15 protein-coding genes are annotated in these 14845 nt (G+C 29.2%); all 15 read left to right on the top strand.

Annotated features, from left to right (window positions below):
- The first annotated feature begins 279 nt into the window (after positions 1 to 279).
- The 15 genes from HMPREF1552_RS00325 (at position 280) to rpsO (ending at position 14777) form a co-directional block, all read left to right on the top strand.
- A complete protein-coding gene (locus HMPREF1552_RS00325; protein WP_021743027.1) occupies positions 280 to 1161 on the top strand; it encodes an Imm49 family immunity protein in 882 nt (293 codons plus the stop codon).
- A 202-nt stretch (positions 1162 to 1363) separates the two neighbouring features.
- On the top strand, positions 1364 to 2974 hold the full coding sequence (cls, locus tag HMPREF1552_RS00330; protein ID WP_021743028.1) for a cardiolipin synthase: 1611 nt from the start codon (positions 1364 to 1366) through the stop codon (positions 2972 to 2974).
- Between the two features lie 29 nt (positions 2975 to 3003).
- Positions 3004 to 4077 carry a tRNA pseudouridine(55) synthase TruB gene (truB, locus tag HMPREF1552_RS00335; RefSeq protein WP_039900859.1) on the top strand — a complete coding sequence of 358 codons (1074 nt, stop codon included), beginning with the start codon at positions 3004 to 3006 and terminating at the stop codon, positions 4075 to 4077.
- Positions 4078 to 4109: 32 nt separating this feature from the next.
- Complete coding sequence (locus HMPREF1552_RS00340; protein WP_021743030.1) at positions 4110 to 5693, top strand: hypothetical protein; 1584 nt, start codon at positions 4110 to 4112, stop codon at positions 5691 to 5693.
- A gap of 83 nt (positions 5694 to 5776) precedes the next feature.
- Positions 5777 to 6346 (top strand): crossover junction endodeoxyribonuclease RuvC, encoded by a 570-nt coding sequence (ruvC, locus tag HMPREF1552_RS00345; RefSeq protein WP_021743031.1) that lies wholly within the window; start codon positions 5777 to 5779, stop codon positions 6344 to 6346.
- Positions 6347 to 6395: 49 nt separating this feature from the next.
- On the top strand, positions 6396 to 6857 hold the full coding sequence (locus HMPREF1552_RS00350) for a tRNA (cytidine(34)-2'-O)-methyltransferase (RefSeq protein ID WP_039900861.1): 462 nt from the start codon (positions 6396 to 6398) through the stop codon (positions 6855 to 6857).
- Between the two features lie 51 nt (positions 6858 to 6908).
- On the top strand, positions 6909 to 7778 hold the full coding sequence (thyA, locus tag HMPREF1552_RS00355) for a thymidylate synthase (protein ID WP_021743033.1): 870 nt from the start codon (positions 6909 to 6911) through the stop codon (positions 7776 to 7778).
- A gap of 133 nt (positions 7779 to 7911) precedes the next feature.
- Positions 7912 to 8421 carry a dihydrofolate reductase gene (locus HMPREF1552_RS00360; RefSeq protein WP_021743034.1) on the top strand — a complete coding sequence of 170 codons (510 nt, stop codon included), beginning with the start codon at positions 7912 to 7914 and terminating at the stop codon, positions 8419 to 8421.
- Positions 8422 to 8451: 30 nt separating this feature from the next.
- Positions 8452 to 9012, top strand: a complete 561-nt coding sequence (locus HMPREF1552_RS00365) for a TetR/AcrR family transcriptional regulator (protein WP_021743035.1) — start codon at positions 8452 to 8454, stop codon at positions 9010 to 9012.
- A 114-nt stretch (positions 9013 to 9126) separates the two neighbouring features.
- Positions 9127 to 9801: a lysophospholipid acyltransferase family protein gene (locus HMPREF1552_RS00370; protein WP_039900863.1), complete on the top strand. Its 675-nt coding sequence runs from the start codon at positions 9127 to 9129 to the stop codon at positions 9799 to 9801.
- Between the two features lie 52 nt (positions 9802 to 9853).
- Positions 9854 to 11755, top strand: coding sequence for a methionine--tRNA ligase (gene metG, locus HMPREF1552_RS00375; RefSeq protein ID WP_021743037.1), 1902 nt, complete (start codon positions 9854 to 9856; stop codon positions 11753 to 11755).
- Positions 11756 to 11844: 89 nt separating this feature from the next.
- Complete coding sequence (locus HMPREF1552_RS00380; protein ID WP_021743038.1) at positions 11845 to 13233, top strand: sel1 repeat family protein; 1389 nt, start codon at positions 11845 to 11847, stop codon at positions 13231 to 13233.
- Between the two features lie 24 nt (positions 13234 to 13257).
- Positions 13258 to 13785, top strand: a complete 528-nt coding sequence (locus tag HMPREF1552_RS00385) for a hypothetical protein (protein WP_039900866.1) — start codon at positions 13258 to 13260, stop codon at positions 13783 to 13785.
- A gap of 97 nt (positions 13786 to 13882) precedes the next feature.
- Positions 13883 to 14377 carry a TlpA disulfide reductase family protein gene (locus tag HMPREF1552_RS00390; RefSeq protein ID WP_021743040.1) on the top strand — a complete coding sequence of 165 codons (495 nt, stop codon included), beginning with the start codon at positions 13883 to 13885 and terminating at the stop codon, positions 14375 to 14377.
- Between the two features lie 136 nt (positions 14378 to 14513).
- Positions 14514 to 14777 (top strand): 30S ribosomal protein S15, encoded by a 264-nt coding sequence (rpsO, locus tag HMPREF1552_RS00395; RefSeq protein ID WP_021743041.1) that lies wholly within the window; start codon positions 14514 to 14516, stop codon positions 14775 to 14777.
- Positions 14778 to 14845: the final 68 nt, after the last annotated feature.

Consider the following 14845-nt stretch of genomic DNA (forward strand, 5'->3'; position numbering starts at 1 on the left):
AAACAGTCGTAGCTGAACAAATAAAAGCTCCGTCAGTTTATTAAAAGAAAAAATTATATTTTAATTATTTTGAAATACTAGTTTTTTATCTTTATATTGGAAAAATTTGTAATAAATTAGTTATTTAAATGGGGTTTAGTATAAGATATTTGATTTGAAATTAAAAGGTATCTTTGAAAATAAAAATAGGATGGATTGGTGTTGATAAAGATAATGAAGAGTTAATATTTATACCCGTAGAAATACAAAATAAATAATTAATGAGAAAGGAATAAAAATATGAGTTTAGTAGCAGGAAAATTAAAATATCAAAGAGGTTTGGAAAGATTAGAGAAAACAAATATATCAAAAGAAGAAATAGAAGAACCTTTGAATTACATACAAAATAAAAAAGGGGATCAATTTTCTTGTATGGAAAGTCTTTCAAGAGGTTTTTTACAATTATCATCTAAAAATTTATTAATAGAAAAAAATATCAAAGAACACAGATTAAATTGTTATATAGGTGGAAAGTTACAAATATTAGGTTGCGATAGAGATAGCAGGTTATTCACTCAGACTTCTCAAATGTTTGAAATGCTGATGTCTAATAATCCAGATTTTATAACATTTTTCAAAAATAATATGGATATGATAATGCCTGATGATTATGACAGTGAAAAAAATAAATATGGATATTTAAAAAATGATTATGGATTATTTTTCTTAATTCGTGTAATTCCTCATGCAATAAGAGGAGATTTTGAAGAAGTGAAAAAAAGATGTGATGCATATTTGAAAAATCCATTGAAAGACAGTTATTATAGATATGGGGAACTGCACTATGAATTTTTAGGTGCTCTGGCAGATAAAGATATTGATGGAATGAAAAAAGCAATAAATGGAATGATGGAACAGAAGGTGGCAAGAAAATTTTCAAATGATAACAACCCAAATTATGAATTTTACTTGCATGTATATGTCATAATATATGCCAAAATAGCCTTATATCATGGAATAGATTTAGAAATAGACCATGAAGTGGCACCAAAAGAATTGATAGACAACACACCGCTAGAAAGTTACGAAGATCCGTATGATTTTATGAAAGATTTTGATTTAGCAACAGTAACTCCGAAAGAATGGAAGGAATGGAAAAACAGCTGGAATTTGAATTTTTAACATAAGAAAATTAACTAATTAAATAAATTATGAACTGTTTTTTTTACATGAATTTATGTACTTTTTAATTTCAATTCGTTATGTCACGTTTTTAGAATTTGTTCAATAAGAATGATTGAAAATCTTTGTTAAAAGTGATAAAATTATAGATATAATGCTAAAAGATAGATTAATTTAACAAATAAAAAATGAGGGGGATAATATGCTGCATGGACTGGCTATAATTATTTCAAGCTGGATAATTCCGTTTGAAAGGCTGCATTATCTGATAATTATTGTATTGGGAGTATCTGTGCTGTTGTCGGATAAATCACCGAATGCGATGCTTGCCTGGATTTTTACAATTTTTACATTTCCACTTGGAGGAGCGGTTTTGTATCTTTTGTTTGGGATTAACTGGAGAAGGAATAAGGTAATTTCTAAGAAGATGAAGGGGGAAGAAAAAAAGCTGTATTCAAGGATTTTTAATTTTATGCAGCGGGATGTGTCGGATATTTTTAGATCACAGGACTTTTTTTATTATAATCGTCTTGAAAATGTCGATGGAAACACAGCTAAAATGACTGAAGCAGAAATAAAAGCTACAATACGGAATCAGATTGATACAATGATAAAAAATATTAATTTAGGCAGTCAGCAAAGTGAACTTGTAAAAATGCTGTATGAGGCTGAAGGTACTTTTTTGACTAATAATGATTCGTATAAATTGTTTTTTCATGGGAAAGAAGCATTTGATTCGATTATTTGTGATATAGAAAATGCAAAAAGTACGATTTATATGGAATATTTTATTTGGAGAGCCGATGAACTTGGGGAAAGAATAAAAAATGCACTTTTGAAAAAGGCTAAGGAAGGAGTTAAAATAAAACTGCTTTTTGACGGAGTGGGAACTTGGAAATTGCCTAGAAAATATAAAAAAGAACTTAGAAACGCTGGAATTGAGATAAGATGGTTTTTAGATGTTAAATTTTTTATTTCCAAGATGAATTATCGTAATCATAGAAAAATAGCGTTAATTGATAATAATATAGTGCATACTGGCGGCATGAATGTAGGGCAGGAATATATAGACGGTGGAAAGAGATTTGACAGCTGGAGGGATACGAATATTCGGATTACAGGAGAAATAATTGGGCAGTATCTGGCAATTTTTGTTACAGATTGGCTAAACAGTGGTTGGAAAGACGATTTTATTGAAGATATAAAAAAAGAGGCAGTTCACGAACTGGAAGAGCAAAAGCCGATAGATAAACAAGAAAAACTGGAATATTTGATGCAGGTTTCATCAAGCGGGCCTGACACCGAATGGACCACTTTGAAATATCTGTATTCTAAAATGATTGCAACGGCGAAAGAGGAAGTGCTGATTCAAAGTCCTTATTTTGTTCCCGACACTGATTTGATTTCACAGTTAAAGATGGCGGCTCTTTCGGGAGTAAAAATAAAGATAATGGTTACAGGAGTGCCGGATAAGAAAATGCCTTACTGGATAGCAGAAACTTATTTTGCGGAATTAATTGAAGCAGGCATTGAGATTTACCGTTATACAGCGGGATTTTTACACAGTAAAAATATTATTGTGGATGAAAAAATATCAACACTTGGAACATGCAACTTTGATATGCGGAGCTTTGAAATAAATTACGAAGTAAACTCGGTATTTTATAATCAAGAAATTAGCAGAGATTTAAAGGGACAGTTCATAGAAGATTTGGAAGTGTGTGAAAGGTTTGACGAGATAAGGCTAAAAAAGGTTACTTTTTTTAAACGGCTAAGAAATTCTGTGTTTAAGCTGATTTCACCGATAATGTAAAGAATATGGCGGGTATAGGAAGGAGTAAAATGGAGAAGAATTTTACAAAGGATGGACTGATACTTTTAAATAAAAGCAAAGGGATAAGTTCGTTTGGGGCGATAAATCATTTGAAAAGAGTGATAAAGGCCAAAAAAGTAGGACATGCTGGAACCCTTGATCCAATGGCCGAGGGACTTATGATTGTTATGATTAATGATGCTACAAAATTTTCTGACAGTTTGATGAAAAAAGATAAGGAATATTATGTGGAAATGGAACTTGGCTATAAGACAGATACTTATGATTCAGAAGGGACAGTTGTTGAAAAATATACTTCTGAAATTAATATAAGTGATTCTGAAATAATACAGGCTGTAAATAGTTTTAAAGGCAAGGTAAAGCAAATTCCTCCAATGTATTCCGCAATAAAAATTGACGGTAAGAAACTTTATGATTTGGCAAGAAAAGGGATTGAAGTGGAAAGAGCCGAAAGAAATGTAGAAATATCAGAAATTAGAGAAATAAATATAGTGCATCCAGAAAAAAATTCAGAAAATGCTCAAAATATTAAAATTTCATTTTATGCAAAAGTCAGTAGTGGAACTTATATCCGTTCATTAGTTTACGATATTGGAGAGAAATTAGGAGTTTTTGCCACAATGACAAGACTTGTGAGAACTAAAATTGATAAATATGTTATCGAAGATGCAATTTCATTAGAAAAAGTTGAAGATGAAATTGAAAAATTGAAAGAACTTGTTCGAGGAAAAAAAGAAATTGACTCTTTTTGGGCTACAAAGGATGATGTTGATATATGGGCTGAAAAAATTAGTGAAATAGCCAGTTTTGTAAAAATAGAGGATGTGCTGGATTATTTTGGAATAAATGTTTCTAACGAGAAGTATGGAAAGTTGAAAAATGGTATGACAGTTATTGATACGTTTAAAAAATTTGAAAACATAGGTAAAGAAATCAGTGAAGTAAATGTGAGAGAAAATCAGAAATTTAAGGTATATGTGAGAAATAGGAGTACAAATATAAGAGAGTTCAAGGGAATTGTGAAAATTGTAAATATTAGAGGAGATAAAATCTATTTGAAGAGAGATAAATACTTTTTGTAACTTTCAGAACTGAAAAGTGGTGATAATGATATATGAAAAAATCAAATAAATATGTATTTGATATTGAAGTTTTTCCAAATTACTTCTGTATTGTCTTAAAAAAGTTAAATGATGACAAAATATTGATTATTGATTCAGATAATTTTAATCGTCAGAAAAAACTTTTATATGACATAATTTCTAAAAATGTTTTAATCTCGTATGCAGGACACGGATTTGATGATATTGTGATTAATAATCTTTTAAAATACAGAAATTCAAATGTAAACAGGAATAAATTAAATAGTGAAATAAAAATAATAAGAAATATGCCAAAGGATGAATATAAAAGTGAAAATCATGAATTTTACTCTTATGACCTGGCTTACGAATACAACTTGAATCTTGGAGTAAAAGGATTTGAGTTTAATTGTGGAGACAGTATTGAGGAACAGGATTTTGCCAATTTTAATTACGTAATTAAAAAAAATATATATGATGAAATTGTGGACAAAGTAATTGACTATTGTCTACAGGATGTACTGGCAACAGAAAAGATGTATAATTTTATAATAAAAGAAAAAAGCAACTGGGATGAAAAGGAAAATCTTTTGAATATTATTACAAAAGGAAGTTATAGCAATAGTATGAAGCTTAAAAATAAGATAAAGTATTTGAAGTACAATAATGACAAGCTGATAACTTTACTTTTAGATAGCGGATTCACAAATGCTAGTCAGTCTGGAATAAACTATTCAAAAAAAGTAAAGATGAATGATTATGACAATTATCTTCAAAAAAAGGTATATAAATTATCAATTCAAAAAGATTATCTGTATGAATGGCTGATTGAAAGTAAACTTTTAATTGAAAAGGATAAAAATATAATAAAAAAAATACCAATAGATATGCTTTTAAATTCATCATTTGCAAAACATACCTTAAATAGATATAAAACAAGTATCATAAAACGGTTAAAAAGAATTTTTGCAAAAGAAAATATAGAAATAGTTGCGGTTTTTGAAAACGATATTTTTATTACAAATATAAACGGTAATATTCTGAATAAAATAAAAAAGAAGATAGCTGTTCAATATAAAAATATTTTCGATATAAAGGATGTTGATAACTTCCTGAAAAATAAAAGTTCGCTCTTATATAGGATAGGCAATGAAGTTATAGGAACCGATGAATTTTACTACAGCAAGTTAATTATGCCAAGAAATCATATTTGGATATCAGAAGTTTTGAAACTATATTTTTGGGAAAAAAAAGAAATAGCAGTGGCAGTAGAAGAAGTTTTTTCCAAAAATCCAGATATATTCTTCATATATGCTTCTGTTTATGAAGATATCTATGCCTGTGATGAAAATGGAAAGATAGACTTTGAAAGTAATGAAGTGTTGTATAAATTTAGAAAATATCGACTATATTTTTCAAAGACGGGACTATACAAGGCAGTTATGCAGAAACAGGAAAAGTATTATGAAAAATACGGTTTTGGAGATATAAACAGCAATTTATACAAAATAAGAAAAGTTGAAACAAATGTAAAAGACTTTGTCAATTATGATGATATTGACTTGAGAAGCTATGTTGACTACACTCGGAACTATATACAAAAATATTTTGAATAGCGTATACGGAAATCTTGCATACAACCTTTAGGTGTGATATAATAAAAAATAAAGAAATAAGAAAGTAAATAAATAGGAGAAACATGAGGATTTTAGGGATAGATCCTGGTACAGCAATAGTAGGATACGCCGTTGTAGATTATGAAAATGGTAAATATGTGCCACTTGATTATGGCTGTATTTTTACGGATAAAGATGAGGATATGCCAGTAAGGCTGGAAAAAATTTATGATGAACTGGAAAATATAATAAAATTATGGAAACCGACTGATATGGCTATCGAAGACTTATTTTTCTTTAAAAATCAGAAGACGGTAATAAAAGTTGGACAGGCTCGTGGAGTTATAACTTTAGCAGGGCAGAAAAATAAGCTGAATTTATACAGTTACACTCCACTTCAAGTAAAAATGGGAATTGCAAGTTATGGTAGAGCTGAAAAAAAGCAAATTCAGGAAATGGTAAAATTAATATTAAAATTAGAAGAAATCCCAAAACCTGATGATGCTGCGGATGCACTTGCTATAGCAATTACTCACATTAATTCCAAAATAGGATTTGGTGGTTTTGATAGAGGAGATAACATTACCAAAAAATTAAATAAAATTACTTCTAATCGAATAAAACTGGAAGATTACAAAAAATTGATGAAATAAATAGATTTGTATGGTAAAATAAACTTGAATAGAAAGAATGGTAGATAAAATGAACATAGTTCTATTAAATCCAGAAATTCACGTAAATACAGGAAATATAGGAAGAACTTGTGTCTTAACAAACACAAAATTACATTTAATAAAACCTCTCGGTTTTGAACTGGATGATAAGAAAATAAAACGTGCGGGACTAGACTACTGGAAAGATGTACAGCTTTTCGTGTGGGAAAATTGGGAACACTTCTGGCAGGAAAACATCGAAAACAGCAATGCAAAAATCTATTTTGCAACAACAAAAACAAAACAGAGATATACAGATGTGAAATTTAATGACAGCGATTATATAATGTTTGGGCCTGAATCACGTGGGATACCTGAAGAAATATTAAATAAATACAAGGAAAGCAACATCACGATTCCAATGCTTCCCCTTGGGCGTTCACTGAATTTGTCCAATGCTGTCGCGATCGTGCTGTTTGAAGCTTTGAGACAGAATAATTTTGAATATTAATTTAAGCCTTATAAAATTAAAATAGGTGAGAAAAATAGAATTGGAGAGAAAATGAAACAATATCTGGATATGGTTAAGTATGTACTTGATAATGGGATAAAAAAAGAAAATAGGACAGGAGTTGATACAATTTCTACTTTTGCTTATTCATATAAAGTAGATTTGAGCAAAGGTTATCCCCTTTTGACAACAAAAAAAATGTATTTTAACTCAATGTTGCACGAACTTTTCTGGTATTTATCAGGAGAAGAGCATATTAAAAACTTGCGAAAAAAGACAAAAATATGGGATGCCTGGGCAGATGAGGAAGGAAGGCTAGAAACGGCTTATGGAAGATTCTGGAGAAGATATCCAGTACCTGAAATTTCATTAGATGGAGAAGTTTTTGCTGATGAGAATAATCCTTGGGTGACTAGAGAAAAAAATGGACAGCTTGTATTTGACCAGATTCAGTATATTATTGACACTCTAAAGGAAATGAAAACAAATCCTAATCACAAAAACGGAAGAAGAATGATAGTTTTAGCTTGGAATCCAGGGAATGCAACAATTAGTAAATTGCCACCGTGCCATTATACTTTTGCCTTTAATGTTCTTGGGAATAAACTTAACTGCCACTTGACTCAAAGAAGTGGAGATATTGCACTTGGGATACCATTTAATCTAGCTTGTTATTCATTGCTTACAATGATGATTGCAAAAGAATGTGGATATGAAGTTGGAGAATTTGCTCACACAATAATTGATGCTCATATTTATGAAAATCATATTGAAGGGCTAAAGGAGCAACTGACAAGAGAGCCGTTAAAACTTGCCAAAATTAATATTGCAGATAAGCCATTTAATGAATTGACATTCGAGGATATTACGTTAGAAGATTATGAAAGCCATCCTGTAATTAAATTTGAAGTTGCGGTTTAAGAATGGAAAAGTTTAAGAAGTAGTAGAATATAGTAAAATCAGTATTTTAAACTAATATATAAAGTTAAATAAAAGATAATGGTTTTTCTATATTTTATTACTTCGATTAAATTATAAAATTAAGGAGTATAAAATGTATAGCATAGTAGTTGCTGTTGGGAAAAATAATGAAATTGGAAAAAATAATCAGCTTTTGTGGCATATTCCTGAAGATTTGAAAAAATTCAAAGAAATTACAACAGGAAAAACAGTTGTAATGGGAAGACATACTTATGAGAGTATAGGTAAGCCGTTGCCTAATAGAAAAAATATTGTATTTTCAAAATCATTTTTTAATATAACTGAAGAAAAAGATATATATGAAACAAAAACTACAAAACTAAAAATATGTAATGATTTTTATAAGTTTGTTAAACAATATGAAAATGTAGAGGAGGAAATTTTTATTATTGGAGGAGAGCAAATTTATAAAAAATCATTAGAATTAGAAATTGTTAGTAAAATTTATATGAGTTATATTGATTTTTCTGATACAGCTGCAGATGCTTATTTTCCAAAGATAGATTTGGATAAATGGATAACTTTGACTGAGGAAAATCACGATGGATGGAAATTTTGTATTTATGAAAAAATTAATGGATAAAACAGATGAAAATCTGAAAAGGAGAAAACGATGCCTAGACTTAAGTTTACGAAAGAAGTGATAATTGAGGCTGGATATGAGTTAATGAAAAAAGAAGGCTTCCAAAATGTAAGTGTCAGAAAAATAGCAAGTTATCTGAAGTGTTCTACGGCGCCTATTTACTTTAACTTTAATACAGTAGATGAATTAAAAGAAGAAATTATAGACAAGTGTAAGGAAAAATTAAAAAAATACTTATATGGAAATTATGCTGAAAGAAAAATATTGAGTGGAGCAATTGGTTTTGTGATATTCGCTAGAGAAGAAAAGGAATTATTTAGGACAATTTTTCTTGATACAACAGAAAGATTTGAAAAACTTTACGAAGTAACACTTGGAGAGTTCTTGACAAAAGAAAATCTACTGGAAAGTTTTCCCGCATTAGAGGAAGAAGAGGCTAAAAATGTCATAAATAAAATATGGTATTTTCTATTTGGTTATGCAACTATGCTTTGTACAAGACTTGATAAAAATTATAGAAAAAATGAGACTAATGAAGTTATAGAAAATAAGATTTCCGATATAGTGAAACATTTTAAAATGCAAATATAATAAAAATTTAAATATCTACTAATTTAATATGGAAATTATAAATTAAGATTTAATCAATTTTGGTTAATTTGATTTGATAAGGATTGGTGTAATTTAAAAATAGTGGGAGAGAAAATGAATAAATATAAATTTTTAGGTTCTATTCTTCATCTTGTATACAGGATATTAAGTTTTATAACTAGAAAAGAATATTTTTATGCAGATGGCGTTAAAATAAATGAACCTAACATCATTGTTTTTTGGCACAGAAAAATTTTTACAGTATGTAATGCTACACGAATTATTGACAAAAAGGCTTCCATCGTAAGTGCCTCAAAGGATGGAGAAATCTTAGCAGAATTACTTAGAAGAGAAGGGAATGAATTAATACGAGGTTCGTCGAATAGAGACAATATAAAAAGTTTAAAGGAAGCTATGAAATATGCCAAGAAAGACTATACTCTTGGAATTGCGATTGATGGTCCGAGTGGTCCTATTTTTGAGCCAAAAGCGGGTGCAATTTTTATAGCACAAAAAACAGGAATGCCGATTGTTCCAGTCAGTTCTTACTGCAGTAAAAAATGGATTTTTAAAAATATGTGGGACAAACTTGAAATACCTGTTCCATTTTCTAAATGTGTTCATTATGTTGCAGAGCCATTTTACTTAACAAAGGAAATAACTTTAGAAGAGTCGATAAAATTAGTAAAAGAAAAAATACATCAGGCTGGAAATAAGGCATTTGAAATTTACAGTGAAAAATATAACAAAAATAAGAATGTTGAATTTAATGAAGAAAGTTTTAAATAAAAAGATAAATTTTTAGATATTGATAAATTATAAAATTATAGGGAGGAAAAATATGTCAAAAGCATTTTACATAACAACGCCAATTTACTATCCTAATGCGGTACCACACGTGGGAACAGCGTATACAACAATAATTTGTGATGTTGTTTCCCGATACAAAAGGTTAACTGGTGAAGAAGTTGGCTTTATGACTGGAGTCGATGAACATGGGCAGAAAATTCAGGAAGCAGCTGAAAAAAATGGATTTACGCCACAGCAGTGGGTAGATAAAATGTCTCTTAATTTCACAACTTTATGGGAAAAGTTAAATATTTCAAATACAGATTTTATGAGAACAACACAAGAAAAACATTTGAAAACTGTAAAAGAAATAATAAAGAGGGTACATGACAAGGGAGATATTTATAGAGGAGAATATGTTGGTAAATATAGTGTTTCTGAAGAAACTTTTGTACCTGAAAATCAGCTTGTTGATGGAAAATATATGGGAAAAGAAGTCATTGATGTAAAAGAAACTTCATATTTCTTTAAATTATCTAAGTATGAAAATGCACTGTTAGAACATATCGAAAAAAATCCTGATTTTATAAAGCCTGAAGGTAAGAAAAATGAAGTAATTGCCTTCATAAAACAAGGGCTTCAAGATTTATCAATTTCAAGAACTACATTTGACTGGGGAATACCATTAGAACTAGAAGAAGGGCATGTAATCTACGTTTGGTTCGATGCATTGAATATTTACTTGACTGGTGCAGGATTTTCGACTGATACAGAGCAGTTTGATAAATTCTGGACTAACGGAACTGTAAATCATGTTGTTGGAAAAGATATTCTGAGATTTCACGCTATTATCTGGCCTGCGATGCTAATGTCGGCTGGAATAAAGTTGCCTGATACGATTGCAGCACATGGATGGTGGACTGTAGAAGGTGAAAAAATGTCAAAATCACTTGGAAATGTTGTTAATCCAGAGGAAGAAGTTGAAAAATACGGACTTGACGCTTTTAGATATTATCTGATGAGAGAGGCGACTTTTGGTCAGGATGCTGATTATTCTAAAAAGGCAATGGTTCAGAGAATAAATGCTGACTTGGCAAACGATTTAGGAAACTTGCTTAATAGAACGATTGGAATGCAAAAAAAATATTTTAATTCAGAAGTTGTATTAAATGAAGTTGAAGAAAGTTTTGATATTGAAATTAAGGAATTATGGAAAAATACATTGATTGATTTGGATAAGCATATAAATAATTATCAATTTTCTGAGGCATTAAAGGATATTTGGAAATTTATTTCAAGAATGAATAAATACATTGATGAATGTGAGCCTTGGAAACTTTCAAAGGATGAAAGCCAAAAAGATAGATTGTCAACAGTCATGTATAATTTAGTGGATTCACTTTACAAAATTGCAGTGCTTATTTCACCATTCATGCCAGAAACTGCACAAAAAATGATAAATCAGTTAGGACTTGAAAAAGATATTACAAAATTACATTTAGATGATATAAAAGAATGGAAAAGTTATCCCTTTGGAAATCGGTTAAATGAAGCAGTTCCGCTGTTCCCAAGAATTGAATTGGAAGAGGAACCTAAAAAAGAATACAATGAGGACTTGAAAATTGAAAATCCAATTACAATAGATGATTTTAATAAAATTGAAATAAAAGTTGTTCAAATTGAAAAAGTAGAGAAAATTGAAAATGCGGATAAATTGTTAAAATTTATTGTAAATACTGGAAAAGAGAAGAGGCAGATTATTTCAGGAATTGCAAAATGGTATCCAAATGAACAAGAACTAGTTGGGAAAAAAGTACAGGCTATACTGAATTTAAAACCAGTAGAATTAAAAGGGGAATTATCACAAGGAATGCTACTGACAGCAACTGAAAAGAAAAAAACGAAACTTATAATTATTGACGATGAAATAAAAATTGGAACTACTGTGAAATAGCAGTATCAAAAATCAATAACTCTAGGTTTATCAGATTCTAAGTAAAAGCGGGGGGAAATTTTTTTACGAATAGGAAATGTGATAAAAGTATGAAAAAATGGATATATATAATAATTGCATTATTATTTTCAGTAGCTTGCTCAAAAACAGATGCTGGTTATGATGCACTTGAAAAAGGACTTATTGGAATTCTTGAAAAAAAGGATTATGAATATATTATGAAAAATATAAATGAATCAGCAAAAGCTGGAAATGAAGATGTTTATGGACTTGCCTATACTTATCTAGCTGAAAATGGAACTATGTTCTTTAATAGATATATGAAAAAAAGTAAAGGTCTTGCTGAATATTATCAAGCACTTTTGCTTCAGCAGACAAATGGAGACGAAAGTCAGATCATAGACCTTTTGGAAAGTTCTGCAAAACAGGGAAATGTAAAAGCCTATTATGTAATAGGAACTATATATGAAAATAAGCTTGAATTTACAAAGGCACAGGAATATTTGAAAAAAGGAAGAGACGCTAATGAAATTTATGCACTGTATTCTTATGAGTATAACAAAAATTTGATGAATTTTTATAAAAGGATAGAGGAATTAAATAAAAAATTAAATAATGGAAGTATTTCTGTGGAAGAAAAAAAGGAACTTGGAACTTTAGTTTTGGAAAAAGTTTCTAATATTGAAAAAGCCTATGATATTTTAAAAGATTTTTTGTCTGAAAATTACTCGCCTGCACTTTACGCAAAAGCAAAATTGTTGGAAAATGATGATAAAGAAGAGGAAGCAGTACAAATTTACAACCAGATATTTTCACAGAATAAATATTATCTTGCAGCATTTGAACTTGCTTCAAGGCTTGTAAAAGGGGAAAAGAATTATGATCTTGCATTAAAAATACTGGAAGATACAAACTCAGACGAAGTATTAATTCTCGGATATAAAGGATTTATCTATGAAAATTTAAAAGATTTTACAAAAGCAGAAGAACTTTATCAAAAAGCTGCAAATAAAAATGATATTGATGCAATGAATTATCTAGGTCGTCTATATGAGACTCAAAAGGAAATAAAAAAAGCAAAAAATATTTATAGTAAAGCATATTTACTAGGTTCAATCTCAGCTGGATATAAACTTGCTTATATTCTAGAAGATATGGAAAAAGAGAAAAATCCAGTAAAAGCTGAGGAAAATCAAGTAAAACAAAGCAAAGAAGCAAAAAAAATACTAGAAAGACTTGCAAGTAGCGGAGATGATTATTCAATGGTTGACTTGAGCCTTTACTATCCTGAAACTGACAAGATGGTAAGAATTCTGAATCTACAGGCTGCTGCAAAACTTAATACAACAGCCTTTTACAATCTAGGAGTTTATTATTATAATCAAAAAAATAAACAAAAATCAAAATTCTATTTTAAAGTCGCTAAAGAAAATGGCTATGATATTGGAGAAATTTTTGATGCTTATTTAGTAAACTAAATGAAATATTAGAAAGAGAGAATTATGAAAAAATATATCTTATTGTTGTTAAGTATGATTCTAATGACTATAAGCTGTGGAAGGGATGCTGTCGCTAAAAGAATATTTGAACAGCATATGAAAATTATTCAATCTGGAGATATGAATAAGATAAAAAAATGGGATTCATCAATGAATATTCCTGAAATTGGAATTGTACTTGAAGGATTTAAAAAAATTACCTACAAAATAAATAAAGTTGAGACAAAAGATAAAACAGCCACAGTAAATGTTACTATAAAGTATCCTGATTATAGCACTTTTGGAAATGAATTTCATAATATGATTACTGAAAAATATAAATCTTCAAATATAGCTTCAGAATCAGAGATCGATAAGATAGTTGTTCAGGAAGCAACTAAATTCTTTAATGAGAAAATAAAAGAAAACAAGTTATCTTATAGTGAGAAAACAATAAATATAATTTTGGAAAAACAAGGAAATAACTGGGTTTTAGATGGAGAAAAAAATTTAGAGTTTATTTCTATTTTAACACTTGGATTAGATAAATAAAAATAAATATTTTGACAGAAAATTCTAATAACAATAGTGTATAATTACAAAATTGTATAAACAATAAAAAATTAAGAAAAAGGAGAAAACATATAAAATGAAAAAAATAATTTTAATGATGTCATTGCTTTTATTATTTGTGGCATCTTGTGGAAAAGAATTTAGTGTTGATGTAGATGGGAAAGGGAAAGTTCCAAAATTTGAATTGAAGGAGTTAAATAGCAATAAAACTGTTAATAGTGAAAAAATTATGAACAATGGTAAAAAAACATTAATGATTGTTGCTGCTGAATGGTGTCCACATTGTAAGGAAGAATTGCCTGAAGTTCAGAAATTTTATGATGCAAATAAAGATAAAGTTAATGTAGTAGTTGTATTTACAAATTCTCAGACTGATTTAGGGAAAACACAGACTTATGTAAAGGATAATGAGTATACATTCCCAGCCTACTATGATGAAAGTGGTTCAATTGCTCGTGGTTTTGCAGTTGATGCATTTCCATATAATTTAAAAATAAATAATGGTAAAGTTGAAGAAAAGCTTGATTTGCCAGTTGATTTTGATTCATTAACAGCTTCGTTTGCAAAATAGGAAATTTTTGAAAAAATGAAGTTGGAAGCCTTTACAAATAGAAAAATATGTGATAGAATAACATTTGAATTTATACTATGAATATAAGTTTGCCGCTATATTCTTGGTTTAAATAATAATTATTAGGAGGAAAACAATGGCATTAAAACCAAAAAAAGAAATTATTGAAGCATATGGAAAAAATGCTCAAGATACAGGATCTGCTGAAGTACAAGTTGCACTTCTTACAGATAGAATCAGTCATTTGACAGCTCACTTAAAAACACATCCTAAAGATGTGCATTCAAGAGTAGGATTACTAAAAATGGTTGGTAAAAGAAGAAGATTATTAAACTACATCAAAAATAGAAACGTTGATGATTATAGATCATTAATCGAAAAATTAGGAATCAGAAAATAGTAATTAAGATAAAAGAGCGTATTTTATGTATGCTCTTTTTTTAAAAATAAATTTTTAAGGAGTTTAAG

Source organism: Leptotrichia sp. oral taxon 879 str. F0557 (assembly GCF_000469385.1).
Classification (GTDB): Bacteria; Fusobacteriota; Fusobacteriia; order Fusobacteriales; family Leptotrichiaceae; genus Leptotrichia; species Leptotrichia mesophila.

Bases quoted from the DNA above. Each gene is read 5' to 3' on its own strand.
- HMPREF1552_RS00325 (WP_021743027.1), top strand. From the start codon at position 280: ATGAGTTTAGTAGCAGGAAAATTAAAATATCAAAGAGGTTTGGAAAGA.
- cls (WP_021743028.1), top strand. From the start codon at position 1,364: ATGCTGCATGGACTGGCTATAATTATTTCAAGCTGGATAATTCCGTTT.
- truB (WP_039900859.1), top strand. From the start codon at position 3,004: ATGGAGAAGAATTTTACAAAGGATGGACTGATACTTTTAAATAAAAGC.
- HMPREF1552_RS00340 (WP_021743030.1), top strand. From the start codon at position 4,110: ATGAAAAAATCAAATAAATATGTATTTGATATTGAAGTTTTTCCAAAT.
- ruvC (WP_021743031.1), top strand. From the start codon at position 5,777: ATGAGGATTTTAGGGATAGATCCTGGTACAGCAATAGTAGGATACGCC.
- HMPREF1552_RS00350 (WP_039900861.1), top strand. From the start codon at position 6,396: ATGAACATAGTTCTATTAAATCCAGAAATTCACGTAAATACAGGAAAT.
- thyA (WP_021743033.1), top strand. From the start codon at position 6,909: ATGAAACAATATCTGGATATGGTTAAGTATGTACTTGATAATGGGATA.
- HMPREF1552_RS00360 (WP_021743034.1), top strand. From the start codon at position 7,912: ATGTATAGCATAGTAGTTGCTGTTGGGAAAAATAATGAAATTGGAAAA.
- HMPREF1552_RS00365 (WP_021743035.1), top strand. From the start codon at position 8,452: ATGCCTAGACTTAAGTTTACGAAAGAAGTGATAATTGAGGCTGGATAT.
- HMPREF1552_RS00370 (WP_039900863.1), top strand. From the start codon at position 9,127: ATGAATAAATATAAATTTTTAGGTTCTATTCTTCATCTTGTATACAGG.
- metG (WP_021743037.1), top strand. From the start codon at position 9,854: ATGTCAAAAGCATTTTACATAACAACGCCAATTTACTATCCTAATGCG.
- HMPREF1552_RS00380 (WP_021743038.1), top strand. From the start codon at position 11,845: ATGAAAAAATGGATATATATAATAATTGCATTATTATTTTCAGTAGCT.
- HMPREF1552_RS00385 (WP_039900866.1), top strand. From the start codon at position 13,258: ATGAAAAAATATATCTTATTGTTGTTAAGTATGATTCTAATGACTATA.
- HMPREF1552_RS00390 (WP_021743040.1), top strand. From the start codon at position 13,883: ATGAAAAAAATAATTTTAATGATGTCATTGCTTTTATTATTTGTGGCA.
- rpsO (WP_021743041.1), top strand. From the start codon at position 14,514: ATGGCATTAAAACCAAAAAAAGAAATTATTGAAGCATATGGAAAAAAT.